21 protein-coding genes are annotated in these 23,944 nt (G+C 71.8%); 4 read left to right on the forward strand and 17 right to left on the reverse strand.

The window, feature by feature from the left end; all coding sequences use genetic code 11:
* Positions 1-86: 86 nt before the first annotated feature.
* The 3 genes from AB0J42_RS26050 to AB0J42_RS26060 form a co-directional block, all read right to left on the reverse strand.
* Entirely contained in the window at positions 87-1,085 is a 999-nt protein-coding gene (locus AB0J42_RS26050; protein ID WP_364298749.1) for a hypothetical protein, read from the reverse strand.
* A complete protein-coding gene (locus tag AB0J42_RS26055; RefSeq protein ID WP_364298865.1) occupies positions 1,082-2,329 on the reverse strand; it encodes a replication-associated recombination protein A in 1,248 nt (415 codons plus the stop codon). The genes AB0J42_RS26050 and AB0J42_RS26055 overlap by 4 nt, the downstream gene beginning before the upstream one ends.
* Before the next feature lie 70 nt (positions 2,330-2,399).
* Entirely contained in the window at positions 2,400-2,861 is a 462-nt protein-coding gene (locus AB0J42_RS26060) for a DUF2231 domain-containing protein (protein WP_364298751.1), read from the reverse strand.
* 156 nt (positions 2,862-3,017) lie between these two features.
* Between AB0J42_RS26060 and AB0J42_RS26065 the strand changes: the two genes are divergently transcribed.
* Complete coding sequence (locus tag AB0J42_RS26065; RefSeq protein WP_364298753.1) at positions 3,018-3,917, forward strand: peptidylprolyl isomerase; 900 nt, start codon at positions 3,018-3,020, stop codon at positions 3,915-3,917.
* A 50-nt stretch (positions 3,918-3,967) separates the two neighbouring features.
* Here the strand turns inward: AB0J42_RS26065 and aspS are convergent, their stop codons facing one another.
* Genes aspS through AB0J42_RS26080 form a run of 3 tightly spaced genes read right to left on the reverse strand, consistent with a single transcriptional unit; the run spans position 3,968 to position 7,640 of the window.
* Positions 3,968-5,704 (reverse strand): aspartate--tRNA ligase, encoded by a 1,737-nt coding sequence (gene aspS, locus AB0J42_RS26070; protein WP_364298755.1) that lies wholly within the window; start codon positions 5,702-5,704, stop codon positions 3,968-3,970.
* Positions 5,701-6,960, reverse strand: a complete 1,260-nt coding sequence (hisS, locus tag AB0J42_RS26075) for a histidine--tRNA ligase (protein WP_364298757.1) — start codon at positions 6,958-6,960, stop codon at positions 5,701-5,703. The genes aspS and hisS overlap by 4 nt, the downstream gene beginning before the upstream one ends.
* Positions 6,960-7,640, reverse strand: a complete 681-nt coding sequence (locus AB0J42_RS26080) for an MBL fold metallo-hydrolase (protein WP_364298759.1) — start codon at positions 7,638-7,640, stop codon at positions 6,960-6,962. Before AB0J42_RS26080 ends, hisS begins: the two co-directional genes overlap by 1 nt.
* Before the next feature lie 139 nt (positions 7,641-7,779).
* Here AB0J42_RS26080 and AB0J42_RS26085 point away from each other — a divergent pair, with 139 nt between their 5' ends.
* The 3 genes from AB0J42_RS26085 to AB0J42_RS26095 all read left to right on the forward strand — a co-directional run bounded on the left by AB0J42_RS26085 (position 7,780) and on the right by AB0J42_RS26095 (position 11,207).
* A complete protein-coding gene (locus AB0J42_RS26085; RefSeq protein WP_364298761.1) occupies positions 7,780-8,640 on the forward strand; it encodes a peptidylprolyl isomerase in 861 nt (286 codons plus the stop codon).
* 61 nt (positions 8,641-8,701) lie between these two features.
* A complete protein-coding gene (locus tag AB0J42_RS26090; RefSeq protein ID WP_364298763.1) occupies positions 8,702-9,931 on the forward strand; it encodes a DUF349 domain-containing protein in 1,230 nt (409 codons plus the stop codon).
* A gap of 184 nt (positions 9,932-10,115) precedes the next feature.
* Positions 10,116-11,207, forward strand: coding sequence for a cupin domain-containing protein (locus AB0J42_RS26095; protein WP_364298765.1), 1,092 nt, complete (start codon positions 10,116-10,118; stop codon positions 11,205-11,207).
* 4 nt (positions 11,208-11,211) lie between these two features.
* On the opposite strand, the gene AB0J42_RS26100 is transcribed toward AB0J42_RS26095, so the two are convergent.
* From AB0J42_RS26100 to AB0J42_RS26150, 11 genes are all read right to left on the reverse strand, one after another.
* The gene (locus AB0J42_RS26100) at positions 11,212-13,404 is read right to left on the reverse strand and encodes a bifunctional (p)ppGpp synthetase/guanosine-3',5'-bis(diphosphate) 3'-pyrophosphohydrolase (protein ID WP_364298767.1); all 2,193 of its coding nucleotides are present in this window, start codon (positions 13,402-13,404) and stop codon (positions 11,212-11,214) included.
* A 188-nt stretch (positions 13,405-13,592) separates the two neighbouring features.
* On the reverse strand, positions 13,593-14,111 hold the full coding sequence (locus AB0J42_RS26105; RefSeq protein ID WP_364298769.1) for an adenine phosphoribosyltransferase: 519 nt from the start codon (positions 14,109-14,111) through the stop codon (positions 13,593-13,595).
* A gap of 430 nt (positions 14,112-14,541) precedes the next feature.
* Positions 14,542-14,877: a preprotein translocase subunit YajC gene (gene yajC, locus AB0J42_RS26110; protein ID WP_364298771.1), complete on the reverse strand. Its 336-nt coding sequence runs from the start codon at positions 14,875-14,877 to the stop codon at positions 14,542-14,544.
* Positions 14,878-15,081: 204 nt separating this feature from the next.
* The gene (gene ruvB / locus AB0J42_RS26115) at positions 15,082-16,107 is read right to left on the reverse strand and encodes a Holliday junction branch migration DNA helicase RuvB (RefSeq protein WP_364298773.1); all 1,026 of its coding nucleotides are present in this window, start codon (positions 16,105-16,107) and stop codon (positions 15,082-15,084) included.
* Between the two features lie 514 nt (positions 16,108-16,621).
* Entirely contained in the window at positions 16,622-17,242 is a 621-nt protein-coding gene (ruvA, locus tag AB0J42_RS26120) for a Holliday junction branch migration protein RuvA (RefSeq protein WP_364298775.1), read from the reverse strand.
* Positions 17,239-17,766, reverse strand: coding sequence for a crossover junction endodeoxyribonuclease RuvC (ruvC, locus tag AB0J42_RS26125; protein WP_364298867.1), 528 nt, complete (start codon positions 17,764-17,766; stop codon positions 17,239-17,241). The genes ruvA and ruvC overlap by 4 nt, the downstream gene beginning before the upstream one ends.
* An 84-nt stretch (positions 17,767-17,850) precedes the next feature.
* Positions 17,851-19,005 (reverse strand): GNAT family N-acetyltransferase, encoded by a 1,155-nt coding sequence (locus AB0J42_RS26130; protein WP_364298777.1) that lies wholly within the window; start codon positions 19,003-19,005, stop codon positions 17,851-17,853.
* Between the two features lie 11 nt (positions 19,006-19,016).
* Complete coding sequence (locus tag AB0J42_RS26135; protein ID WP_364298779.1) at positions 19,017-20,606, reverse strand: sugar ABC transporter permease; 1,590 nt, start codon at positions 20,604-20,606, stop codon at positions 19,017-19,019.
* Between the two features lie 192 nt (positions 20,607-20,798).
* Positions 20,799-21,551: a YebC/PmpR family DNA-binding transcriptional regulator gene (locus AB0J42_RS26140; RefSeq protein WP_364298781.1), complete on the reverse strand. Its 753-nt coding sequence runs from the start codon at positions 21,549-21,551 to the stop codon at positions 20,799-20,801.
* A gap of 3 nt (positions 21,552-21,554) precedes the next feature.
* Positions 21,555-22,079 carry a pyridoxal 5'-phosphate synthase glutaminase subunit PdxT gene (pdxT, locus tag AB0J42_RS26145; protein WP_364298869.1) on the reverse strand — a complete coding sequence of 175 codons (525 nt, stop codon included), beginning with the start codon at positions 22,077-22,079 and terminating at the stop codon, positions 21,555-21,557.
* A gap of 145 nt (positions 22,080-22,224) precedes the next feature.
* Positions 22,225-23,865 (reverse strand): alkaline phosphatase D family protein, encoded by a 1,641-nt coding sequence (locus AB0J42_RS26150; RefSeq protein WP_364298783.1) that lies wholly within the window; start codon positions 23,863-23,865, stop codon positions 22,225-22,227.
* Positions 23,866-23,944: the final 79 nt, after the last annotated feature.

Below are 23,944 nucleotides of genomic sequence, written 5' to 3' on the forward strand. Positions count from 1 at the left end.
GGGACACGCCTCACGCGCGTTCTCGCCGCACGTCCGGGACCGCTCTCTCGGGTCACTCAAATGTACGGTTCCCCGCGACGGTGATGTTACGGGACACGGGCGTACGCGCGTGCGGGGGCGGAGCGCGAGTGACTGTACGGCGGGACAGCCGAGAAGAAAGCCCCAGTGGGCGGGAGCGCGGCCAGCCCGGTGAGGGACTCCACGACAGGGATGCCCGCCTCCAGAAGGATCTTCCTCGGCGCGCCGAGCGTGGGGGCGTCGGTGGCGACCAGCGCGACGTCCTGCGATACCAGCCAGCGGGCGGCGGCCTCGGTCAGGGTCTCGGCGTCCTGGGTCTGCAGGAGGACGGCGTGTCCTCGTACGGCGAAGGCAGCGAGGGCGCCGACCCCGATGGCCTCCCACGCGGCCCCTGAGGCCCGCACCACGACTGCGGGGAGCTCGACCGTACGAACGAAATCGGCCTGAACCTCCTCATGGGCGCCGGCCTGCTCGGCACTTGTGACCGAAGTATCCGAACCGGTCCCGGCCGCCGTGCCGCCCAACTCGGCGACCGCCGTCTCCGGGGTCTCCCCGTGTGCTGCGGCAAGCTCGCCCTCGCCTGCCTGGCTCTCCCGGGAGGCCGACGTGCCCTCCCCCGCCGCCGTCTTGATCTGCGGGCCGTTCCCGGGTGCCCCGGCCGGAACCTCCCCATGCGGTGCGGCGAGCTCGTCTACGGCTGCGGTCGCGGTCTCCGGAATCTCGGCGCGTGCCCTGAGTGCGTCGGCTGCTGGGAGGGATACAGCGCGTGGGAGTTCGGAGCGGGTGGCCGGGGTGTCGAGGGGGTGGATGCGGCCGCGCGGGGGCGGGGCGGTGGTGTGGTCGCTGGGGCCGCCGCGGGTGCCCTTGTGCGGTTCGGGGAAGACGCGGACGTTCGAGAGTTCTACCGCGTCGGTCATGAGGAGCCCTAATGAGGCTACGAAGAGGGCCGCGATCTCGTCGTCGGTGACGTGCGGGGAGGGGACGTCGACGCGGAAGTCGTGGACGGTCAGGTCTCCGCCGTTGGCGAAGGTGATGGAGGCGTCGAAGGCGGCGCGGTGGTCGGTCAAGGCTGCTTTCCTCGGAGGAAGTCGCGGATGCGCGCCCAGCGTTCGGCGACCGGGGCCTCGGCGCCGTGGCGGGTGGGCTCGTAGTAGCGGCGGTCGCGGATCTGCTCGGGCGCGTACTCCTGGCGGACGAGGCCGTGGTCGAAGTCGTGCGGGTACTTGTAGCCGTCGCCGTGGCCGAGCTTGGCCGCGCCGGGGTAGTGGGCGTCGCGCAGGTGAGGGGGGACCTGGCCGATGAGGCCGCGCCGGACGTCGCCGACGGCGGCGCCGATGGCCTTCACCACGGCGTTGGACTTGGGCGCCAGCGCGCAGTGGATGACCGCCTGGGCGAGGTTGATCTGGCCTTCGGGCAGGCCGATGAGCTGGACGGCCTGGGCGGCGGCGACGGCGGTCTGCAGGCAGGTGGGGTCGGCCATGCCGACGTCCTCGGAGGCGAAGATGACGATGCGACGGGCGATGAAGCGCGGGTCCTCGCCCGCCTCGATCATCCGGGCGAGGTAGTGGAGCGCGGCGTCGGCGTCGGAGCCGCGCATCGACTTGATGAACGCGCTGATGACGTCGTAGTGCTGGTCGCCCTGACGGTCGTAGCGGACGGCCGCCTTGTCGGCGGCCTTCTCCACCACGTCCACGGTGATCTCGGCGGAGAGCAGCGCGGCCGCCTCCAGGTAGGTGAGCGAGCGGCGGGCGTCGCCGCCGGCGAGCCGGACGAGCTGGTCGAGCGCCTCCGGGGTGAGGGTGACGCGGCCGCCGAGCCCGCGTTCGTCGGCGACGGCCCGCTCCAGCACCGTGCGGATGTCGTCGTCGCCGAGCGATTCGAGGGTGAGCAGCAGCGAGCGCGACAGCAGCGGCGAGACGACGGAGAAGGACGGGTTCTCGGTGGTGGCGCCGATGAAGGTGACCCAGCGGTTCTCGACGGCGGGCAGCAGCGCGTCCTGCTGAGCCTTGTTGAAGCGGTGCACCTCGTCGACGAAGAGCACGGTCTGGCGGCCGGTCATGCCGAGCTGGCGGCGGGCGTCGTCGATGGCGGCGCGGACGTCCTTGACCCCGGCCGAGACGGCGGAGATCTCCACGAAGCGGCGCTCGGTGACGTTGGACACGACGTAGGCGAGGGTGGTCTTGCCGGTGCCCGGCGGCCCCCACAGGAACAGCGACATCGGCGCCTCGCTCTCGACCAGCCGGCGTAGCGGGGTGCCGGGGCCGAGCAGATGGCGCTGGCCGATCACCTCGTCGAGCGTGCGGGGTCGCATGCGCACGGCCAGGGGCTGCGGCGTCGCCTCCTCGGCCGCCGAATCGAACAAGCTCTCCACATTCGCGAGGTTACAGCGCCCACACGGCTCTCGCGCCCGTGTCCCCCGCCAGGAAGACCTGGTAGGCGGTCACCGCGGCGGCCACCACGGTCAGAGCGGCCAGTACCGCGGTGCCTGCCTTGCCGAACCGGTCGCCGCGGGAGGCGTAGACGAGCGCCAGCGACACCAGGCCGAGCCCGGCGGCCGAGAACAGCAGGGGGACGGCGTACGACTCGTGGGCGTCGATCCGGCGGCCGAGTTCGCCCCCGGCGGTGGCGAAGCGGGCGGCCTTGAGGCTCTGCCCGCTCTGCCAGGCGGCGAACACCGCGGCGGGGGCGGCGAGTGAGAGCGCCACCACCGCCCATGCTGTCGCGGTTCGCCAGCGGGGCACGAGGGCGTAGGCTACGGCGATCGCCACGAGCAAGGGCGTCAGCACCACGGCGAAGTGCACCACCAGCGGGTGTGCGGGCAGGCCGAGGACCTCATCTAACATGCGGGCTCCTTCGTTCTGCTTTCACGTACGAATCCCGGATCGATATGGTTCCAGCCCCATAGGTGGGATCTCGCCACTTACGTCCGGCACATTCGAGGGCCGGTAGCATTCGCGGAGTTGTTTGGTCATGTGCAAGCAAAGATGGAGGACATACCGGTGAGCGGCGACGACGACGACCGCCAGAGCGAATTGGCGCGTCAGCACAAGGAGCGGCAGCAGCAGCGCGCCGCCGAGCAGTCGTCCAAGGCGAGGCGCAACACCTTCATCGGCGCGGGCCTGGCCGTGGCTGTGGTGGCCGGTGGCATCTTCGCCGTGACGACCCTGGTCAACAACGAGTCGTCGGCGACGCCGGAGGCGGCGGAGGTCTCCGAGTCCCCCTCTCCGGAGGAGGAGGCGGACGACTCGCCCCTGGCCCTGCCGACGCCGACCATGACGGGCCCGGTGACCTGCGAGTACAAGAAGGACACCTCGGACGTGCCGATGAAGTTCGTCGGCATGCCGCCCAAGAAGGTCAACATGAAGCTGTCGAAGATGACGGTCACCACGAACCACGGGGACATCGTCATCGAGGTCGACCCACAGCTCACGCCCTGCTCGGTGAACTCGATGGCGTTCCTGGCCAAGAAGGGGTTCTACGAGAACACCAAGTGTCACCGGCTGGTGAAGCCGGAGGTGTCGGGGCTCTACCTGCTGCAGTGCGGTGACCCGAAGGCCAAGGCCGACGGCAAGAACCCGACCGACGGCCAGGGCACGGCCGGCTACGTGTACCGCGACGAGGCCGTGGGCGTGGTGCCGTACGGCAGGGGCGTGGTGTTCCTGACCCAGCCGCTGGACGCGGCCGGCCAGAACAGCAGCCAGTTCGCCATCTCGCTGTCGGACGAGAACGTCCAGATCGACCCGGTGTACTCGGTGCTCGGCATGGTGACCTCCGGCCTGGAGATCATCGACAAGGTCGCCGAGGACGGCGTGATCGTCAACGAGGACGACATCACCGGCGACGGCGGCTCCACGGCGCCCAAGACGCCGATCATCATCAAGAAGGTCAAGGTCTCCTAGGGGAGCCGGGAACGGCGGGCGCCGGCGCGGGCGCCCGCCGTTCTCGTGTGTCAGGCGTCGGCCTTGGGCCGGGCGTCGACGCCCGCCTCCTTGCGCTGCTCGGCCGTGATGGGCGTGGGCGCGCCGGTGAGCGGGTCGAAGCCGGAGGCCGTCTTCGGGAAGGCGATCACGTCGCGGATCGACTCGCCGGACGACAGCAGCATGCAGATGCGGTCCCAGCCGTAGGCGATGCCGCCGTGCGGCGGCGGGCCGTACTTGAACGCCTCCAGCAGGAAGCCGAACTTCGACTCCGCCTCCTCCTTGGAGATGCCGAGCACGTCGAAGACCCGCTGCTGCATCTCGGCGCGGTGGATGCGGATCGAGCCGCCGCCGATCTCCATGCCGTTGCAGACCATGTCGTAGGCGTAGGCCAGCGCCTCGCCCGGGTGGTCCTGGAAGGTGTCGGCCCACTCCGGCTTGGGGCCGGTGAACGGGTGGTGGACGGCGGTCCAGCCGCCCTCGCCGTCGTCTTCGAACATGGGCGCGTCCACGACCCAGAGGAACGACCACTGCGACTCGTCGATGAGGTCGCAGCGGCGGCCGATCTCCAGGCGGGCGGCGCCGAGCAGGTCGCGGGCGGCGCTGCGGGGGCCGGCGGCGAAGAAGACCGCGTCGCCGGGGGCGGCGCCGACCTTGGCGGCCAGGCCGGAGGTCTCCTGCTCGGACAGGTTCTTGGCGACCGGTCCGCCGAGCGTGCCGTCTTCCTGGACGAGCACGTAGGCCAGGCCCTTGGCGCCCCGGCTGCGCGCCCACTCCTGCCAGCCGTCGAGCTCCTTGCGGGTCTGGGAGGCGCCGCCGGGCATGACGACCGCGCCCACGTACTCGGCCTGGAAGACGCGGAAGTTCGTGCCGGAGAAGTAGTCGGTCATGTCGACGAGCTCCTGGCCGAAGCGCAGGTCGGGCTTGTCGGAGCCGTAGCGGGCCATCGCGTCGGCGTAGGTGATGCGGGGCAGCGGCATGGGGATCTCGTAGCCGAGGATCTCCCGCCACAGCCGGCCGATCAGCTTCTCGCCGACCGCGATGACGTCCTCCTGGTCGACGAAGGACATCTCGATGTCGATCTGGGTGAACTCCGGCTGCCGGTCGGCCCGCAGGTCCTCGTCGCGGTAGCACTTGGCGAGCTGGTAGTAGCGCTCCAGGCCGGCCACCTGCAGCAGCTGCTTGAACAGCTGCGGCGACTGCGGCAGCGCGTACCAGCTGCCCGGCTGGAGGCGGACCGGCACCAGGAAGTCGCGGGCGCCCTCCGGGGTGGAGCGGGTCAGCGTCGGCGTCTCGACGTAGACGAAGCCGAGCTCGTTCATCACCTCGTTGGCGAGGTAGGTCGCCTTGGACCGCACCCGCATCGCCTCGGCCACCTGCTGGCGCCGGATGTCGAGGTAGCGGTACTTCAGCCGGACCTCCTCCGAGACGCCGGCGTTGCCCTCGATCGGGAACGGCAGCGGCGCGGACTCGCTGAGCACCTCGACCGTGTCGGCCACCACCTCGACCTCGCCGGTGGGCAGGTCGGGGTTCTCGTTGCCCTCGGGGCGCACGCGGACCTGGCCGACCACTTTCACGCAGTATTCGGCGCGCAGGTCGTGGGCGTGGTCCTCCTCGCGGAAGACCACCTGCGCCGAGCCGGAGGCGTCGCGCAGGTCGATGAAGACCACCCCGCCGTGGTCACGGCGGCGGGCCACCCAGCCTGCGAGCGTCACCTGCTGCCCGGCGTGCTCCTTGCGGAGCGACCCGGCCGTATGCGTGCGGATCACTGCACTTTCCCCTTCAAGACTTCCACGACCCGGGCCAGCGGCACCTCGGTCTGCTCAGCGGTGGTCAGGTCCTTCACTTGGGCGGCTCCCGCCGCCAGGTCACGCTCGCCCAGGATCAGCGCGTAACGGGCCCCGGAGCGGCCGGCGCCCTTCATCGCGCCCTTGAGCCCCTTGCCGCCGAAGGCCATGTCGGCGCTGACGCCGGCGTCGCGCAGCTCGGACACGAGCAGGAACATCCGGCGGCGGGCGTCGTCACCCAGCGCGACACCGTACACCTGGACACGCCCGGGCGCGGCATCGCCGAGCAGCCCCTCGGACTCCATCGCCAGGAAGGTGCGGTCGACGCCGATCGCCCAGCCGACGCTGGGCAGCGGCGGGCCGCCGAGCATCTCGCTGAGCCCGTCGTAGCGGCCGCCGCCGCCGATGGCCGACTGTGAGCCGAGCCCGCCGTGGGTGAACTCGAACGTGGTGCGGGTGTAGTAATCAAGCCCGCGCACCAGCCTCGGGTCGTCCTCGTACGAGACGCCCGCGGACGTGAGCAGGGCCCGGACCTCCTCGTGGTAGGCCTTGCAGGAGGCGCAGAGGTGGTCGACGACCAGCGGCGCGCCGCCGAGCTGGGCCTGCACCTCGGGGCGCTTGTCGTCGAGCACCCGCAACGGGTTGATCTCGATGCGCGCCCGCGTCTCCTCGTCGAGGTCGAGCCCGCGCAGGAACTCCTGCAGCGCCGCGCGGTAGGCGGGCCGGCAGTTGCGGTCGCCGAGCGAGTTGAGCAGCAGCGTGACGTCGCGCAGGCCGATCGAGGCGAAGCCGCGGGAGGCGAGCACGATCAGCTCGGCGTCGAGCGCCGGGTCCTCCCCGCCCAGCGCCTCGGCGCCCACCTGCCAGAAGTGGCGGTAGCGGCCCTTCTGGGCGCGTTCGTAGCGGAACTGGCTGCCCGAGTACCACAGCTTCACCGGCAGCTGGCCGTTGTGCAGCCCGTGCTGGAGCACGGCGCGCACCACCGAGGCGGTGCCCTCGGGGCGCAGCGTCAGCGAGCGGCCCGCTTTGTCGGGGAAGGTGTACATCTCTTTGGTGACGATGTCCGTGGACTCGCCCACTCCCCTGGCGAACAGCTGAGTGTCTTCGAAGACCGGCGTCTCGATGTAGCCGTAGCCCGCGCGGCGCACCGGGGCGACGAGCGCCTCGCGGACGGCGAGCACCTGCTCGGAGCGGGGCGGCAGCCAGTCGAAGGTGCCTTTGGGTGCTTGGAAGGTCATCAGATTCCTCGTGTGGGACCGGCGTGCGGCGCGGCCTCCTTGAGATACGGATTGGTGGCGCGTTCGCGGCCGATCGTGGTCTGTGGTCCGTGGCCCGGCAGGACGACCGTATCGTCAGGCAGCGGCAGGCACTTGGTGGCAAGGCTGCGCAGGATCGTCGGGTAGTCACCGCCGGGAAGGTCGGTGCGGCCGATGGAGCCGGCGAACAGCAGGTCGCCCGAGAACATGATCTCCTCGGCGGGCGCCCGGAAACTCACCGACCCCCGGGTATGGCCGGGCGTGTGGTCCACGACCAGCTCCAGGCCCGCCAGCTCCAGCGTGGCGCCGTCGGTCAGCTCGCGCACGTCGTCGGGCTCGCTGAGAGTGAGGCCGCCGAAGAGGTTGGCGCTGGTGGCGGAGAGGCCCGCCGCCGGGTCGCTCAGCAGGTGGCGATCCTCGGGGTGGATCCAGGCCGGCACGTCGCGCGCGCCGCACACCGGGGCGACCGACCAGACGTGGTCGAGGTGGCCGTGGGTGAGCAGCACCGCGACCGGCTTGAGCCGATGCTCGCGGAGCAGCTCGTCGACCCCCTCGACAGCGTCCTGACCAGGGTCTATGATCACGCACTCCTCGCCCTCCGCGGGCGCGATGACGTAACAATTGGTCTGGAAGGCCCCTGCGGGGAAGCCGGCGATGAGCATCTGCCTCAGCTGATCTCGTCAAAAAAGCCAATGGGAATGTAACCGAAGGGTACCGGTGCGGGTCGCCGGGCTGCGAATCATCGGGCCCGGGCCGATACGATTCGCCCACCTCAGTTGATTGACTACGGGAGGCAAAGCGGTGGCCACGGGCAAGGACCGGCAGAAGCAGCTGGCACGCGAGCATTACGAGCGCCAACAGCAGCGCCGGCTCGAGCGCGAGCAGCGCAACAAGCGCATGGCGATCATCGGATCCACCGTGGGCGTCGTCGCCGTGGTCGGCGGCATCGTGGCGGCGGTCGCGCTGCTCGGCGGCGAGGACGCGGCCACGGAGGCGGCGGCCTCGCCCGCGCCCAGCGCCTCCACGGAGACGGTCGCGCAGCCGAAGCCGTACGACAAGGAGACCGGCAGGTGCGACTACGTCGCCGACACCTCCGGCGGCCAGGTCAAGGACGTCGGCATGCCGCCGGCGGAGGTGAAGACCAAGCCGGCCAAGAAGACGATGACGATGAAGACCAACCTGGGCGACATCGTGGTCGAGCTCGACAACGCCAAGGCGCCCTGCACGGTCAACTCGCTGGAGTTCCTGGCCGAGAAGGACTACTACGACGGCAGCAAGTGCCACCGGCTGGGCACCGACCAGTTCCCGATGCTGCAGTGCGGCGACCCGACCGCCAAGGCCGACGGCGAGAGCCAGATGGACGGGTCGGGCGGCCCCGGCTACGTGATGGCCGAGGAGAACCTCGAGGGCGCCACGTACAAGCGGGGCGTGATGGCGATGGCCAAGACGATGGCGCCGGGCAGCACGGGCAGCCAGTTCTTCCTCGTCTACGGCGACATCGGGCTTACGCCCGACTACACACCGGTGGGTACGATCACGAAGGGGCTCGACATCCTGGACAAGGTGAACAAGGCGGGTGTCATTGCCGATTCGGGTGACGGGACCGGAGCGCCGAAGGAAACCGTCGAAATCAAAGACGTGACTATCGATGGCAAGAGCTGACGTAATACAAACTAGGGACAAACTGTCCCGAAGGGTCTGATGGAAAGTGCGGGAGGACACGGTGAGCACCGACCCGTGGGGCCGGGTAGACGACGACGGCACCGTCTACGTGCGTACGGCTGAGGGAGAGCGGGCCGTCGGGTCCTGGCAGGCCGGTGAGCCCGAAGAGGCCCTGGCCTACTTCCATCGCAAGTACGACGAGCTGGCGGGCCAGGTCCAGTTGCTGGAGCAGCGGGTGCGCGGCACCGACCTGGCCCCCGCGCAGGCGGAGGCGAGCATCGTCAAGCTGCGCGACGCCGTGGCCAACGCCCACGCCGTCGGCGACCTCGGCGCGCTCGCGGCCCGGCTCGACACGCTGACCGAGCTCGTCGCGCAGCGCCGCGAGGAGCTCAAGGCGGCCCGCGAGGCCGCCCGCGCGGAAGCCAGGGCCGTCAAGGAGCGGATCGTCGCCGAGGCCGAGCGGATCGCCGAGGAGACCACCCATTGGAAGTCCGGGGGTGAGCGGCTGCGCCAGCTCGTCGAGGAGTGGAAGGCCGCCGACCGGATCGACCGGGCGACGGAGGCGCAGCTGTGGAAGCGGCTGTCGGCCGCCCGCACGGCCTTCGCCAAGCGGCGCAAGGCCTACTTCGCCAACCTCGATCTGCAGCGCGAGGAGGTGCGCGCCGCCAAGGAGGCCATCGTGGCCGAGGCGGAGGCGATCGCCGGCTCCACCGACTGGGGGCCGACCGCCGCCGTCTACCGCGAGCTGATGCAGCGCTGGAAGAACGCCGGCCGGGCCTCCCGGGAGGTCGAGGACGAGCTGTGGGGCCGCTTCAAGGCCGCGCAGGACCAGTTCTTCCAGGCCCGTTCGGCGGTGTTCGCCGAGCGCGACGCCTCGCTGGCCGCCAACGCGCAGGTGAAGGAGGAGCTGCTGATCGAGGCCGAGAAGCTGCTCCCGGTCACCGACGCGCGGGCCGCCCGGGGCCAGCTCCGCCAGATCCTGGAACGCTGGGAGGCGGCCGGCCCGGTGCCCCGTGAGCACCGGGACCGGCTGGAGGGCGGGCTGCGCAAGGTCGACGAGGCCATCCGCAAGGCCGAGGACGCCGAGTGGAAGCGCTCCAACCCCGAGGCCAGGGCCCGCGCCCAGAGCACCGTCGACCAGCTGCGCACCTCCATCGAGCAGCTGGAGAAGCGGCTGGCGAAGGCGCAGGCGGCCGGCCGGGCCAAGGACGTCAAGGAGGCCGAGGAGGCTCTCACGGCGCGCCGTTCCTGGCTGGTGGAGGCCGAGCGCACGCTCGCCGAGTTCAGCTGACGGCAGGGGCGCACCCCGCCCCCGCAGTTCGCGAGAGGGGATTCGGCGCGGGCACGCCGGATCCCCTCGCCTGCTGCGCGATCATGACGGGCGGCGTGCCGGAATCCCGCGCCCGCCCCTTTACCTCGGGTTCCCCGCATCCGCCTCTCGATCATGACGGGCGCGGTTCGTTATCGTGGCGGCCATGGACCCCGTGAGCGCCGCCCGCGCCCTGGCCGACGAAATGTTCCCGGACGCTTCGTACGCCCTGCTCGGCGGCGGCGTGGTGACCGGGAGCCGGACGCCCGCCTCCGACCTCGACGTCGTGGTCGTCGCCGACGGGCTCGCCGAGCCGTACCGCGCGTGCCTGCGCCGGCACGGATGGCCGGTCGACCTGCTCGCGCACAGCCGCACCAGCCTCGGCGCCTGGCTGGAGCGCGACTTCGCGCGGCGGCGGCCCGTGCTGGCCCGGCTCGTCGCCGAGGGGGTCGTGCTCGCCGACCGCAGCGGAGGAGAGCTGGAACGGCTCCGCGAGGAGCTGACGGCACGGCTGGAGCGCGGCCCGGGGGCTCTGGGCGGCGCCGCGCTCGACCGGGCCCGCTACGTGCTCTCCGACCTGCTGGACGACCTGTCCGGCGCGGCCGACCCGGGCGAGCGGGCGTTCATCGGGTGGAACGTCGTCCAGGAGACCGCGCGGCTGGCGCTGTCGCTGGGCGGGCGCTGGGAGGGCGGCGGGAAGTGGCTGCTGCGCGAGCTGCGCGCGCACGACCCCGAGCTGGCCGAGGCGCTGCTGGCGGCGCGGGAGACGCCCGGCGAGCTGGCCGCGGTGGCCGGCGGCGTGCTGGAGCGGGCCGGCGGCCGCCTGTGGGAGGGCTACCGCGTGGCCGGTGACGTCTTCCACCGCCCGCTGCGGCACATCACGCCAGCGGACCTGTCCGGGGCGACCGCGCAGAGCTCCGGGATGCGCCGGCTGGCGGCGGTCAGCGAGGCCACCACCGGCTCCTCCCGGCTGTGGATGGGACAGACGCACGTGCCGCCCGCGACCCGCTCGGCCGACCACCACCACGGCGAGTCGGAGACGGCCATCCACGTGGTGAGCGGCAACCCCGTCTTCGTGTTCCTGGAGGGCGGCGAGGAGCGGCGGATCGAGACCGGGCCCGGCGACTACGTGTTCGTGCCGCCGTTCGTCCCCCACCGCGAGGAGAACCCGGACCCGGAGCGGGAGGCGGTCGTGGTCATCGCCCGCAGCACGCAGGAGGCCATCGTGGTCAACCTGCCGGACCTGCGGATGCGGTGACGGCTCAGCCGCCCGCGCCGCTGACGCGGTAGACGTCGTAGACGCCCTGGATGCCGCGCACGGCCTTCAGGACGTGACCCAGGTGCTTGGGGTCGCCCATCTCGAACGTGAACTTGCTGACGGCCACCCGGTCCCTGGAGGTCGTCACGGACGCGCTGAGGATGTTGACGTGCTGGTCGGAGAGCGTACGGGTGACGTCCGACAGCAGCCGGGGCCGGTCGAGCGCCTCCACCTGGATGGCCACCAGGAACACGCTGTCGTCGCTCGGCGACCAGCTGACCTCCACCAGCCGGTCGGGCTGCGCCCTGAGCTGCTGGATGTTGGTGCAGTCGGAGCGGTGGACCGAGACGCCGTGGCCGCGCGTGACGAACCCGACGATCTCGTCGCCGGGCACGGGGGTGCAGCACTTGGAGAGCCGCACCCACACGTCGGCGTCGCCCGCCACCACCACGCCGGCGCCGCCACCGCCCCGGGGGCGGCCGTGCAGCCGGGTCGGCACCGAGGTCTCGGCGATGTCCTCCTCGGCGCTCTCCACGCCGCCGATGGAGGCCACCAGCTTCTGCACGACCGTCTGCGCGGCCACATGGCCCTCGCCGACCGCCGCGTACAGCGCCGACACGTCGGCGTAGCGCAGGTCGCGGGCGAGCGCCAGCAGCGCCTCGCCGGACATCAGCCGCTGCAGCGGCAGGCCCTGCTTGCGCATGGCCCGCCCGATGGCCTCCTTGCCCGCCTCGATCGCGGTCTCGCGGCGCTCCTTGGAGAACCACTGCCGGATCTTGTTGCGGGCGCGGCCGGACTTGACGAACTTCAGCCAGTCGCGGGACGGCCCGGCGTCGGGCGACTTGGAGGTGAAGATCTCGACCGTGTCACCGTTGCTCAGCCGCGACTCCAGCGGGACCAGCCGGCCGTTGACTCGCGCGCCGATACATCGGTGGCCCACCTCGGTGTGGACCGCGTAGGCGAAGTCGACCGGGGTCGCGCCCTCGGGCAGGGCGATGACCTGGCCCTTCGGGGTGAAGACGTAGACCTCCGACACCGACAGGTCGAACCTGAGCGACTCCAGGAACTCGCCCGGGTCGGACGTCTCCTTCTGCCAGTCGAGGAGCTGGCGCAGCCAGGCCATGTCGCTGCCGGGTTTGACCTTGCCGACGGGGCCGGGGCCGCCGACCTCCTCCTTGTACTTCCAGTGCGCGGCCACGCCGTACTCGGCCCGGTGGTGCATGGCGTGGGTGCGGATCTGCAGCTCCACGGGCTTGCCCTCGGGACCGATCACCGTGGTGTGCAGCGACTGGTACATGTTGAACTTGGGCATCGCGATGTAGTCCTTGAACCGGCCGGGGACCGGGTTCCATCGCGCGTGGATCGTTCCGAGCGCCGCATAACAGTCGCGCACGGTGTCGACCAGGACCCGGATGCCCACCAGGTCGTAGATGTCGTCGAAGGCCACATCGCGGGCGATCATCTTCTGGTAGACCGAGTAGTAGTGCTTCGGCCTGCCCTTGACCACCGCCCTGATCTTGGCTTCGCGCAGGTCGCCGGAGACCTTCTCGATGACCTCCTGGAGGAACAGGTCGCGCCGGGGCGCCCGCTCCGACACCATGCGCGCGATCTCGTCGTAGCGCTTGGGGTAGAGCATCGCGAAGGCCAGGTCTTCCAGCTCCCACTTGATCGTGTTCATGCCCAGGCGGTGGGCGAGCGGGGCGAAGATCTCCAGCGTCTCGCGCGACTTCTGGTGGCGTTTGTGCTCCGGCAGGTAGCGCATCGTGCGCATGTTGTGGAGCCGGTCGGCCAGCTTGATGATCAGCACGCGGATGTCGCGGGACATCGCCACGACCATCTTGCGCACGGTCTCGGCCTGCGCCGCGTCGCCGAACTTGACCTTGTCGAGCTTGGTGACGCCGTCGACCAGCGATGCGATCGTGTCGCCGAAGTCGGCGCGCAGCTCGTCGAGGCCGTAGGCGGTGTCCTCGACCGTGTCGTGCAGCAGGGCCGCGCAGAGCGTCTCGTCGTCGGTGCCGAGCTCGGCCAGGATCGTCGCCACGGCCAGCGGGTGGGTGATGTACGGGTCGCCGCTCTTGCGCTTCTGATCGCGGTGGTGGTGAGCGGCCATGTCGTACGCGCGCTCGATCAGGCGCAGGTCGGCCTTGGGGTGGGTGGCGCGGACGGTGCGGAACAGCGGCTCCAGCACCGGATTCATGGCTCCACCCCCAAACCGCCGCCGCCGCGCTGCGGGCGCGGCGGGCGCGGCCTCGGCATGCGCGGCGGCGCCACTCGCGTCCGTTACGTCGGGCACGACCACCTCACGGGGCACTCAGACTCCTTACGTTCGAGTCCAGGTCCCCAGTGTATCCAGGCGACGCACCCGGACCGCCCCGGGTCCTCTCCTCAGACGATCACCAGGGAGCGGACGTCCACGCCCTTCAGGCGCTCACGTCCCTTCAGGAAGGCCAGCTCCATGAGCACGGAGACGCCGGCCACCTCGCCGCCCGCCCTGCGCACCAGATCCACGGCCGCCGCCGCCGTGCCGCCCGTGGCCAGCACGTCGTCGACGATGAGCACCCGGTCGCCGGGCGAGAACGCGTCGTCGTGCACCTCGATGGTCGCCGACCCGTACTCCAGATCGTAGGACTCTTCGAGCACGGCGGCAGGCAGTTTGCCCTTCTTGCGTACCGGTACGAAACCCGCACCCCGGTGATAGGCCACCGGAGCGGCGAAGATGAAGCCGCGCGCCTCGATGCCCACGATCTTGTCGACCTGGAACCCGGTGGCGAGCGAGTCCACCACGGCGTTGAACGCGGCGTGGTCGGCCAGCAGCGGGGTGATGTCCTTGAACGTCACGCCGGGCTTGGGATAGTCGGGCACGTCCCGGATGCGCTCCAGGATCAAGGTGCTGAGGTCGGTCATGCCGTGCTCCTCGGGGTCGGCGGGGAAGGTCGGCGGGGAGTGGTCCGCGTCTGCCGGGCTTCATGATGGCGCACCCGCCCGGCAGCCACGCTCCCGCCCCCGCCGCTCTTCGGGCATCGCGATTCGGAGCATACGACGGCGCCGGCGGTGAGGGATCTCGCTGCTTGCCGTCCATGCCGGGCCTCAGGAACCTCCGGAGGGAGGACGGCGCCGGGTCGCTCAGCGCCTCACCGATGGGCTTGCGGCGCCACCCACAGCGCGACTCCGCGGCGCAGGGAGGTGGCAGGCCGGGGCCGACCCGGCTGCGTCAGTGAGACCGGCGCCGACGGGGCTGCCGTCGGCGCCGGCGGGAGGCGTCAGGGCGAGGCGTCCCGCCGCCGGCGCGGTGAAGAGACGCGGCTGCCGGTGCCTCGGGCCAGAGTTCAGGTGGTCAGGACTTGTTGCCCTGGCCGCCGTCGTGGTCCGCGGTGTCCGCCTCGTCGGCCTTCTCGTCGGCGACGGGCTCACCCGGGGTCACCACACGGCCGATGGCGGCCTTCACCCAGCGCGTCTCGATGTTGGGCGCGATCTCCAGGATCACGTCCTCGTTGTCGATGGCGGTGACGGTGCCGAAAAGCCCGGTGGTCGTCATGACCCGGGTGCCCGGCGTCAACGAGTTCTGCATCTGGATCGCCTCCTGCTGCCGCTTGCGCTGCGGGCGGATCAACAGGAAGTAGAACACCACCACCAGAAGAATCAGCGGCGCGATGCTCATGATCTGGTCCATCAGGGGCGACCTTTCGTCGTACAGAGAGTTGACACCGGCTTCCCGCCGGAAATCCGCGGTATGCGGGCGGCGCCGCTCAGCGCATCAGCCTACACAGCAAGCCAAGCCCCGGAGTGTAGGCGCATGTTGCGAAACGCGGCAACGAGGCAGCGCTCCGGCGCGCGGGGAAGTTCCCGATTCGCAATAGTTGCAATCGATCTGTGATCAGTCCGCGGCGCCGAAGGCGTCCGGCGGCGGCGTCATGCCGAGGTGCGTCCACGCGGCGGCGGTGGCGACCCGGCCGCGCGGCGTGCGCGCGATCAGGCCCTGCCGCACCAGGAACGGTTCGGCCACCACTTCCACTGTCTCAGGCTCCTCCCCCACAGCCACCGCCAGGGTGGACAGCCCGACGGGGCCGCCGCCGAACTTGCGCAGCAGCGCGCCGAGCACCGCCCGGTCGAGCCGGTCCAGCCCCTCGCCGTCGACCTCGTACAGCTCCAGAGCCCTGGCCGCGACCTCGCGGTCGATGACGCCGCCGGCCCGCACGTCGGCGTAGTCGCGCACGCGGCGCAGCAGCCGGTTGGCGATGCGCGGGGTGCCGCGGGACCGCCGGGCGATCTCGTTGGCGGCGTCGCCGGGCAACTCGACGGCGAGCAGCGCGGCCGAGCGGCTCAGCACCTGCTCCAGCTCGGCGGTCTCGTAGAAGTCCATGTGGGCGGTGAACCCGAACCGGTCACGCAGCGGCGCCGGCAGCAGGCCCGCCCGGGTGGTGGCGCCGACGAGGGTGAACGGGGCGATGTCGAGCGGGATGGCGGTGGCGCCGGGGCCCTTGCCGACCACGATGTCGACCCGGTAGTCCTCCATCGCCATGTAGAGCATCTCCTCGGCGGGGCGGGCCATCCGGTGGATCTCGTCGATGAACAGCACCTCGCCCTCGGCCAGCGTCGACAGGATGGCCGCCAGGTCGCCCGCCCGCTCCAGCGCCGGGCCCGACGTGATGCGCAGCGGCGCGCCCAGCTCCGCCGCGATGATCATGGCCAGCGTCGTCTTGCCCAGGCCGGGCGATCCGCTCATCAGCACGTGGTCGGGCGGGCTCTGCCGTCTCAGCGCGCTCTCCAGCACCAGCGACAGCTGCTCCCGCACCCGGGCCTGACCGATGAACTCGGCCAGCCGTTTGGGCCGCAGCGCCGCCTCGATCTGCCGTTCCTCGCCGTCGGCGTCCGGCGAGACGAGCTCCCGTTCGAAACTCACGCTCCCACCTCCGCCCCGCGGCAGTTCGCGGACGTAGAGACCACCTCAGAGGGAACGGCACCCTCACGAACCGCCACGCACCAACTCCCGAGTCCGCGGACCATCCAGGACGTGTCCCTACGCTCCCGCACGACCTGACACTCGAAGGCCGCCCTACGGAGGATCTCAGGCACACGCACCGCTACAGGCGCAACCAGAGACTCGCGGACTGCCGGGCACCGGCTCGTGCGGGCGCGGACCACCGACCAGCCGGACAAGCGGTCCGCGCCTTCGTGAGGCCTCCCTGCGAGCGCACAGCACTCCGGATGATGCCCGCCGTCGCGAGATCCCCGTACGAGCTCGTAGCACTTCCGACGATGTCCGTGATCGCAAGATGCTCGTACGAACGCAGGGTGCTCCCGACGGTGCCCGCCGTCGCAGGACCCTCCTACGACCGCGCAGCTCCCGCGAAGACCCTCGCCGATGGTTGACGGGCGCCGCGAGGCGGTGGGGAGAGGGGGACGGTGGGGGCGGGTCATCGGACGCTCAGCGCTCGGAGGGCGGCCTTGAGGAGGGCGGCGACCTGCGGGGTGCGGCCGGCGGCCAGGTCGGCTTCGGCCTGGGGTTCGACGGCGGCGACGGCCTCGTCGGCGTCCTTGCCGGAGTATCCGAGCCCGACCAGCCCCGAGTGGACCTGTTCCCGCCAGATGTGGTCCTGGCGGGGGCCGTTGAGCGCGGCGTCGACGGCTTCGGGAGAGGCGCCGAGGCGGTCCTTCAGCTCCAGGACGATGCGCTGGGCGCCCTTCTGGCCGATGCCGGGGACCTGGGTGAGGGCCTTGAGGTCGGCTCCGGCGACGGCGACGCGCAGGGCCTGCGGGGTGTGGACGGCGAGCATGGCGAGGGCGAGCTTGGGCCCGACGCCGCTGGCGGTCTGGAGCAGTTCGAAGACGGTCCGCTCGTCGTCGGTGGCGAACCCGTACAGCGTGAGCGACTCCTCGCGCACCACGAGCGAGGTGGCCAGGCGCGTCTCCTGCCCCGTCTTGAGGGTGGCGAGGGTGCCGGGGGTGCAGTGGACGAGGACGCCGACGCCGCCGACCTCGACGACGGCCGCGTCGGGGGTGATCGCGGTCACCCGGCCGGTCAGGGAGGCGATCACGGCCGTGCTCCCTTCCGCGCGCGGGCGACGGCTTCGGCGAGCCGGTGCTGGGCGCCGCCCCGCCAGACGTGGCAGATGGCCAGGGCCAGCGCGTCGGCGGCGTCGGCGGGTTTGGGCATCTCGCTCAGCCGCAGCAGCCGGGTGACCATGGCGCCGATCTGCTTCTTGTCGGCGGTGCCGCTGCCGGTGATGGCGGCCTTGACCTCCGACGGGGTGTGGAGGGCGACGGGCAGGCCGCGGCGGGCGGCGCAGAGCACGGCGATGCCGGCGGCCTGGGCGGTGCCCATGACGGTGCGGACGTTGTGCTGGCTGAAGACCCGTTCGACGGCGACGGCGTCGGGCCGCACGTCGTCGAGCCACTGCTCGATGCCGGCCTCGATGCCGACGAGCCGGGCGCCCAGCTCGTCGCCTGCGGCGGTGCGCACCACCCCGGCGGCGATCAGCCCGAGCGGCGCGCCGGGCCGCCCTTCGACGGCTCCCAGGCCGCACCGGGTCAGCCCCGGATCGACGCCCATCACCCGCACCGGTCTGCCTCCCACTCGCCGAACACCTGTTCGGCACGAGACTCTACCCCGCCCGGCCCCGCCCTCGCACCGGGAAACGCCCGATCAGAAGTAGTCGAGCGTGTACGGGCGGGCGGCGAATGCGGCGTCGAGCGTCTCGTCATGCCGTCCGGAGCCGGTCATGAGCCCGCTGCGCCGCAGGGTGGCGGTGGGGACGCCGGCGTAGAGCGCCGAGAACCCGTTCACGCTGAGCTCCGGCGCCTCGGACGACGCATCCTGGCGGGTGGCGGCCCCGGAGCCACCGGAGAACTCCAGGCGCCACGTCCCCGTGTTCCCCGTACGCAGCGGGTCGTCCACGCGGACCACGGCGGAGGCGCCGACGACGGCGGGGTAGCCCCTGCGCGCCACCGCCTCGGCCAGGTCGATCACCCGGAACATCCAGCGCACCTGCTCGGCCGTGTCCTTGGACCGCTCGCGCAGCAGCCACAGCACCGGGTCGTCGGGCGCGACCGCGGCCGTGACCCGCTCGGCGATCGACGAGGACGTGCCGACCAGGCTCCACAGCGTCCGGGCGGTCTCGGCGGAGCCGGCGACCAGGGTGTCGACCTCGATGTCCAGGCCGTCCCACCGGTAGACGGCCAGCCCGTCGTCGGCGAGGTAGAGGAAGTCGTCCTCCGCGGCGAGCCGGAGCCGCCAGACGTCCTCGTCGTAGGAGATCGGGCCGCTGGCGCGGGCGGCGGCGTGCACCCGGTGCAGCAGGGCGATCACCTCGGCGGCGTCGCCCGGCCCCATCCGGCGGAGCTTGACGTCCTTGGCGGGCCGGATGGTCATCAGCGCGTCGGCGGGCAGGGTGACCCGGTGCTGGGCGCCCGCGTGCTCGTAGCCGAGCGAGCGGTAGATGGGGGTGGTGGCGGGGAAGAGCGTGGAGACGGCGTCGCCGAGCGCGGCGGCCCGCTCGATCAGCGCCCGCATGAGGAGGGTGCCGACGCCGCGCCCGCGGTCCTCCGGGCTGACGGTCACCCCGGCGACGCCGGACATGGGCTGCGGCCTGCCGTGCCACCACTGGGTGAAGGGCCGCAGCCGGGCGGCGGCCGCCATCCGGCCGCCGTCGAAGGCGCCCAGGTAGCGGCCGGCGGCGAGCGTCGGCCGCACCATCTTGCGGAAGGTCTCCACGTCGGCGGTGCGGGCGGGGCCGAAGGCGCGCTTGCGTAGGTCGATCACGGCGTCGAGGTCGTCGGCCGTCAGGTCACGGATGTCCACAGCCGTCCAACCTACGCATCGCGCCTGCGCCGCCGCGCACCGGTGCCGCGCCCGACGGTGAGGGCGAGCCGGTCCAGGTACAGCAGCTGCGCGGCTACGGCGGCGGCCAGCGCGAGCACGATCGCGACCAGCGGCGTGGCGAGAGCGGCGTCGACGGCGGCCCCGTCGAACTGGCCGGCGGCCGTCATCTGCGCGACCGGCGCGGTGGCCAGGTCGGTCCGCTGGGCGACCAGGAGGGGCCAGAGCAGGTCCTGGGCGTTCACCAGGGTGACGGCGACGACCAGGATGCCGGCCATCGGGAGAGAGGGCCGCACGACGCCGGTGAGCAGGTCGCCGGTGTTCCGCTCGGCCAGGCCCTTGCAGAGCAGGGTGAGGACGACCAGCGCGGGCACGCTGACGAGCAGCGGCGGTACGAGGGCGGCGAAGGTGTCGACGAGACCGAGGCCGCGCATGGTGTTCCAGTTGGCGATGCTGAGCGGGCCGGTGCCGGCGAACAGCCAGGGGGCGAACGGCAGCAGCAGCCATTCGCTCCGCCGCCCCAGCGGGCGCAGGGCGCCGATGCCCAGCGCGGCGAGGTAGGCGACGCCGACGGAGACGAGGGCGCCGGCGAGGGCGGGCAGCCAGGTGTTCAGGTGCACGGACGGGCCCGCGGCGGTCCGTCCCGGAGTCAGCAGGGCCGACAGCCAGGGCCAGGTGGTCACCAGGATGGCGGCGGCGGCGACGGCCAGCGCGACCACCCCGACGGCCACACCCGCTCCCGAGGCCCTGCGGGGAACGGTCCCGGCGTCGTACGTGAGGCGCATGCGGGAGACGATCGCCACGACGGTGGCGGCGACGCCGAGCACGCCGAGGACCACGCCCGTCACGGTGGCGATCGAGGCCCCCATGCCCAGCCGGGCCGCCCGGAAGGTGTACGTGTACTGCAGCAGCGCGAGCGTCTGGGTGGAGTCCATCGGCCCTCCCCCGGTCAGCACCAGGCCGAGCGTGAAGAGCTGTAACCCGGCCGCCACGGTGGCGAGCGCGACGATGACGCCCACCGTGAGCATGGCCGGGGTGACGGTGCCGCCGCGCAGCGCGGGCAGGAACGCCATGACGGCCAGCGCGCACACCACGCCGAACGTGGCGGCGGCGGCGATGAGCCGGAACGCTCCCGGCGCGCTCTGCGCCTCGCCGAGCTGGCGTGCCAGGGCCGCGAGCCCGCCGGCGTCCGGCTGCAGGCCGCGCAGCCACGAGACGGCCACGGCGGCCGGTGAGAAGGCCACCAGGGACAGCGACAGCAGGACCCGCCCCGCCCGTCTGACCACGGTGCCGCCCCGGTCGAGCGCGAACGCCAGCAGCGGCGCGACCACCAGGGCGACGAGCAGCGGCAGGATCGTCGCCGACAGGGTGAAGCCGAGCGCCGGCCAGAACGTGGCGTCGGTGAGCAGCCGGCCGTAGTTGTCCAGGCCGACGAACTCGCTCGGCCCGACGAGCTCGCCCGCGCGCAGGCTGAAGGCGGCCGTCAGGACCGTGGGCAGGAGCAGGGTGATCAGCATGCCCAGCGCGGCCGGCATGAGGAGCAGCCAGCCCACCGCCGGGGACTCTTGGGTGCGGGAGGTCACGACGCCAGACCCTACGCCGAGTTCCGGCCGCCTTGCCACGTGGCGGAGAACGGCCCCCGGGCACCGCCGGCGCGGCTCCCGGGCAGGCGGAAGGCCCGCCTGGCGGCAGCGGCACCCACGAGCCGGCCTCGTGCGGCCGGTCGTCGCGGGTCGGGAGGATCCGGCGGGCCGCCGGGGAGCGGGGGCGCTCCGTCAGGCGTCGATCTTCTCCATGATCTCGTCGGAGACGTCGAAGTTGGAGTAGACGTTCTGCACGTCGTCGCTGTCTTCGAGCGCTTCGATGAGCCGGAACACCTTCCTGGCGGTGTCCTCGTCGAGGGGGACGCTCATCGTCGGCAGGAAGCTGGACTCGGCCGAGTCGTAGTCGATCCCGGCGTCCTGGAGGGCCTTGCGGACCGGCACCAGGTCGCCCGCCTCGCACACCACCTCGAACGCCTCGCCCAGGTCGTTGACCTCCTCGGCGCCCGCGTCGAGGACGGCCATGAGCACGGTGTCCTCGTCGAGCCCGTCCTTGGGCACGATCACGACGCCCTTGCGGTTGAACATGTAGGACACCGAGCCGGGGTCGGCCAGCGAGCCGCCGTTGCGCGTGAGCGCGACCCGGACCTCGGAGGCGGCGCGGTTGCGGTTGTCGGTGAGGCACTCGATGAGCAGCGCCACACCGCCCGGCGCGTAACCCTCGTACATGATCACCTGGTAGTCGGCGCCGCCGGCCTCCAGGCCGCCGCCGCGCTTGCGGGCCCGCTCGATGTTGTCGTTCGGGACCGAGTTCTTCTTCGCCTTGAAGATCGCGTCGAACAGCGTGGGGTTGGCCTCCGGGTCAGGCCCGCCCGTTCTTGCCGCCACCTCGACGTTCTTGATGAGCTTCGCGAACAGCTTCCCGCGCTTGGCGTCGAGCGCGGCCTTCTTGTGCTTCGTCGTCGCCCATTTGGAGTGGCCGGCCATCCCCTATAGCTCCCTCACCATGTCTACGAAGTATCGGTGCACGCGTGTGTCTCCCGTCAGCTCCGGATGGAAGGACGTCGCGAGCAACGGCCCCTGTCGGACCGCGACGATCCTATCCCCAGGCTCGGCCCGCCCCAGCACGTCTACTCCCGGCCCCACGGATTCGACCCAGGGGGCGCGGATGAAGACGGCGTGCACGGGGGCCCCGGCGAAGTCGAGGTTCGTCTCGAAGGAGTCGACCTGGCGGCCGAAGGCGTTGCGCCTGACCACCATGTCGATGCCGCCGATCGTCTGCTGGCCCGCCGCGCCGTCGACGATGCGGTCGGCCAGCATGATCATGCCGGCGCACGAGCCGTAGGCGGGCATGCCTTCCTTGATCCGCATCCGCAGCGGTTCGAGCAGGTCGAAGGCGTCGGCGAGCTTCCACATGGCGGTCGACTCGCCGCCGGGGACGATCAAAGCCTGGACGGCGTCGAGCTCGGCGGGCCGGCGCACGGGGCGGGCCCCGGCGCCGGCCTCCCGGAGCATGCGCAGGTGCTCGCGCACGTCGCCCTGCAGAGCGAGAACTCCGATCTCGGGCACGGTCGTCCTTCCGTCAGGTCCACGGGTGTCGATGTGTATCAACGTCACGCGTGCCTGACATCTTCCTACACGGCGGAGCCGGGCGCCTCGGTCACGGGCGTTCGGTCTCCCAGCGGACGGTGTCCTCGACGGACATCCGGCTGCGGAGGCGGGCCGCCTGGTCGAGCGGGCGCAGGTAGGTCTGGCGCACGCCGGGCACCCGGTCCTCGATGACGAAGGTGGCCTTGGTGTACGCCTCGGCGCCGGGCTCGCGTACGGTCGGCACCACCTTGAAGTCGGCGGTGAGCTTGTCGCGCTCGACGCGGGTGATCACGTAGCCGCGCTGGTTGTTGTAGAAGCGCAGGTGCGGGTTGATGGCCAGGAAGGGGTGGGCGGCGGGGTCGGAGTCGGCGCCGTCGCCACCGCTGGTGATGGAGGTGGCGACCAGTTCGGAGCCGACGGTGGGCCCGGTGGGGTCGTCGTAGTCGAGCTTGAGGTCGGCGGCCCAGTGGGCGTGCACGTCGCCGGTGAGCACGACGGGGTTGCGCACCCCGGCGTCGATCCAGCCCTGGGTGATGCGCCGCCGGGAGGCGACGTAGCCGTCCCAGGCGTCCTGGCTGGTGACCTTGGCGGGCCCGGCGTCGTTGTCGCGCTGGGCGAAGAACACCTGCTGGCCGAGGATGTCCCAGCGGGCGCGGGAGCGGCGGAAGCCGTCGAGCAGCCACGCCTCCTGCCGCGCCCCGGTGATCGACCGGGCGGGGTCGGCGGCGTCGGGGCAGTCGCGGTAGCCGTCGCCGCAGCCCTGGTCGTCGCGGTACTGGCGGGTGTCGAGCATGTGGAAGGAGGCCATCCGGCCCCACCGGATCCGCCGGAAGAGCTGCATGTCGACGCCATGCGGGACGGAGGTGCGGCGCAGCGGCATGTTCTCGTAGTACGCGCGGAAGGCGGCCTCGCGCCTGACCGGGAAGTCCGGCTGGGGGCGGTCGGGGCGCTCGGGGATGTCCCCGGCCCAGTTGTTGTCCAGCTCGTGGTCGTCCCAGACGACCAGCCACGGCGCCGCGGCGTGCGCGGCCCGCAGGTCGGGGTCGGTCTTGTACTGGGCGTGCCGCTGGCGGTAGCCGGCCAGGGTCTCGGTCTCGGGGCCCTCGTGGTCGCGGACGTTGCCGCCGGGGGCGACGTAACTGTTCTTGGTGTACTCGTACTGGTAGTCGCCCAGGTGCAGGATGAGGTCGGGGTGCTCCTCGGCGAGCCTGCGGTAGGCGGTGAAGTAGCCGTGCTCGTACTGGCTGCAGGAGACGAAGGCCATCGCCAGCGGGCCGCCGTAGGAGAGCGGGTGCGGCGCGGTGCGGGTGCGGCCGACCGGGGAGACGTACGGTCCGACGCGGAAGCGGTACCAGTAGTCGCGGTCGGCGCTGAGGCCGTCCAGTTCGACGTGGACGCTGTGGCCCCATTCGGGGGCGGCGACGGCGGCGCCGGCGCGGACCAGGCGGCGGCAGCGCTCGTCGGCGTACACCTGCCAGCGCACGGTGAACGGGCGTGGCGGCATGCCGCCGAGGCCGTCCTCGGCGAGCGGCTCCTGGGCGAGCCTGGTCCAGAGCACGAAGCCGTCGCTGCCGGGGTCGCCGGAGGCGACGCCGAGGGTGAAGGGGTCGGTGCGCAGTTCGCGTGAGGCGAGGGCGGGGGCGGGGATCGTCAGGGCGGCGCCGGCGGCCAGGCCGGTGACGAGGAAGTGCCGGCGGTCGAGCTCGGGCATGGACGCTCCTCAGGCGATCTTGGCGGGGGACCACCGTATCCTGACTCGCGGCCATGACTCCGGAGTGAACGCCGGTCAA

The sequence above is a fragment of the Nonomuraea sp. NPDC049649 genome, assembly GCF_040675175.1.
Classification (GTDB): domain Bacteria; phylum Actinomycetota; class Actinomycetes; order Streptosporangiales; family Streptosporangiaceae; genus Nonomuraea.

Bases quoted from the DNA above. Each gene is read 5' to 3' on its own strand.
- AB0J42_RS26095 (WP_364298765.1), top strand. From the start codon at position 10,116: ATGGACCCCGTGAGCGCCGCCCGCGCCCTGGCCGACGAAATGTTCCCG.
- AB0J42_RS26105 (WP_364298769.1), bottom strand. From the start codon at position 14,111: ATGACCGACCTCAGCACCTTGATCCTGGAGCGCATCCGGGACGTGCCC.
- hisS (WP_364298757.1), bottom strand. From the start codon at position 6,960: ATGACCTTCCAAGCACCCAAAGGCACCTTCGACTGGCTGCCGCCCCGC.
- AB0J42_RS26140 (WP_364298781.1), bottom strand. From the start codon at position 21,551: ATGGCCGGCCACTCCAAATGGGCGACGACGAAGCACAAGAAGGCCGCG.
- AB0J42_RS26100 (WP_364298767.1), bottom strand. From the start codon at position 13,404: ATGAATCCGGTGCTGGAGCCGCTGTTCCGCACCGTCCGCGCCACCCAC.
- AB0J42_RS26080 (WP_364298759.1), bottom strand. From the start codon at position 7,640: ATGCTCATCGCCGGCTTCCCCGCAGGGGCCTTCCAGACCAATTGTTAC.
- pdxT (WP_364298869.1), bottom strand. From the start codon at position 22,079: ATGCTCCGGGAGGCCGGCGCCGGGGCCCGCCCCGTGCGCCGGCCCGCC.
- yajC (WP_364298771.1), bottom strand. From the start codon at position 14,877: ATGGACCAGATCATGAGCATCGCGCCGCTGATTCTTCTGGTGGTGGTG.
- AB0J42_RS26055 (WP_364298865.1), bottom strand. From the start codon at position 2,329: ATGCGACCCCGCACGCTCGACGAGGTGATCGGCCAGCGCCATCTGCTC.
- AB0J42_RS26150 (WP_364298783.1), bottom strand. From the start codon at position 23,865: ATGCCCGAGCTCGACCGCCGGCACTTCCTCGTCACCGGCCTGGCCGCC.
- AB0J42_RS26060 (WP_364298751.1), bottom strand. From the start codon at position 2,861: ATGTTAGATGAGGTCCTCGGCCTGCCCGCACACCCGCTGGTGGTGCAC.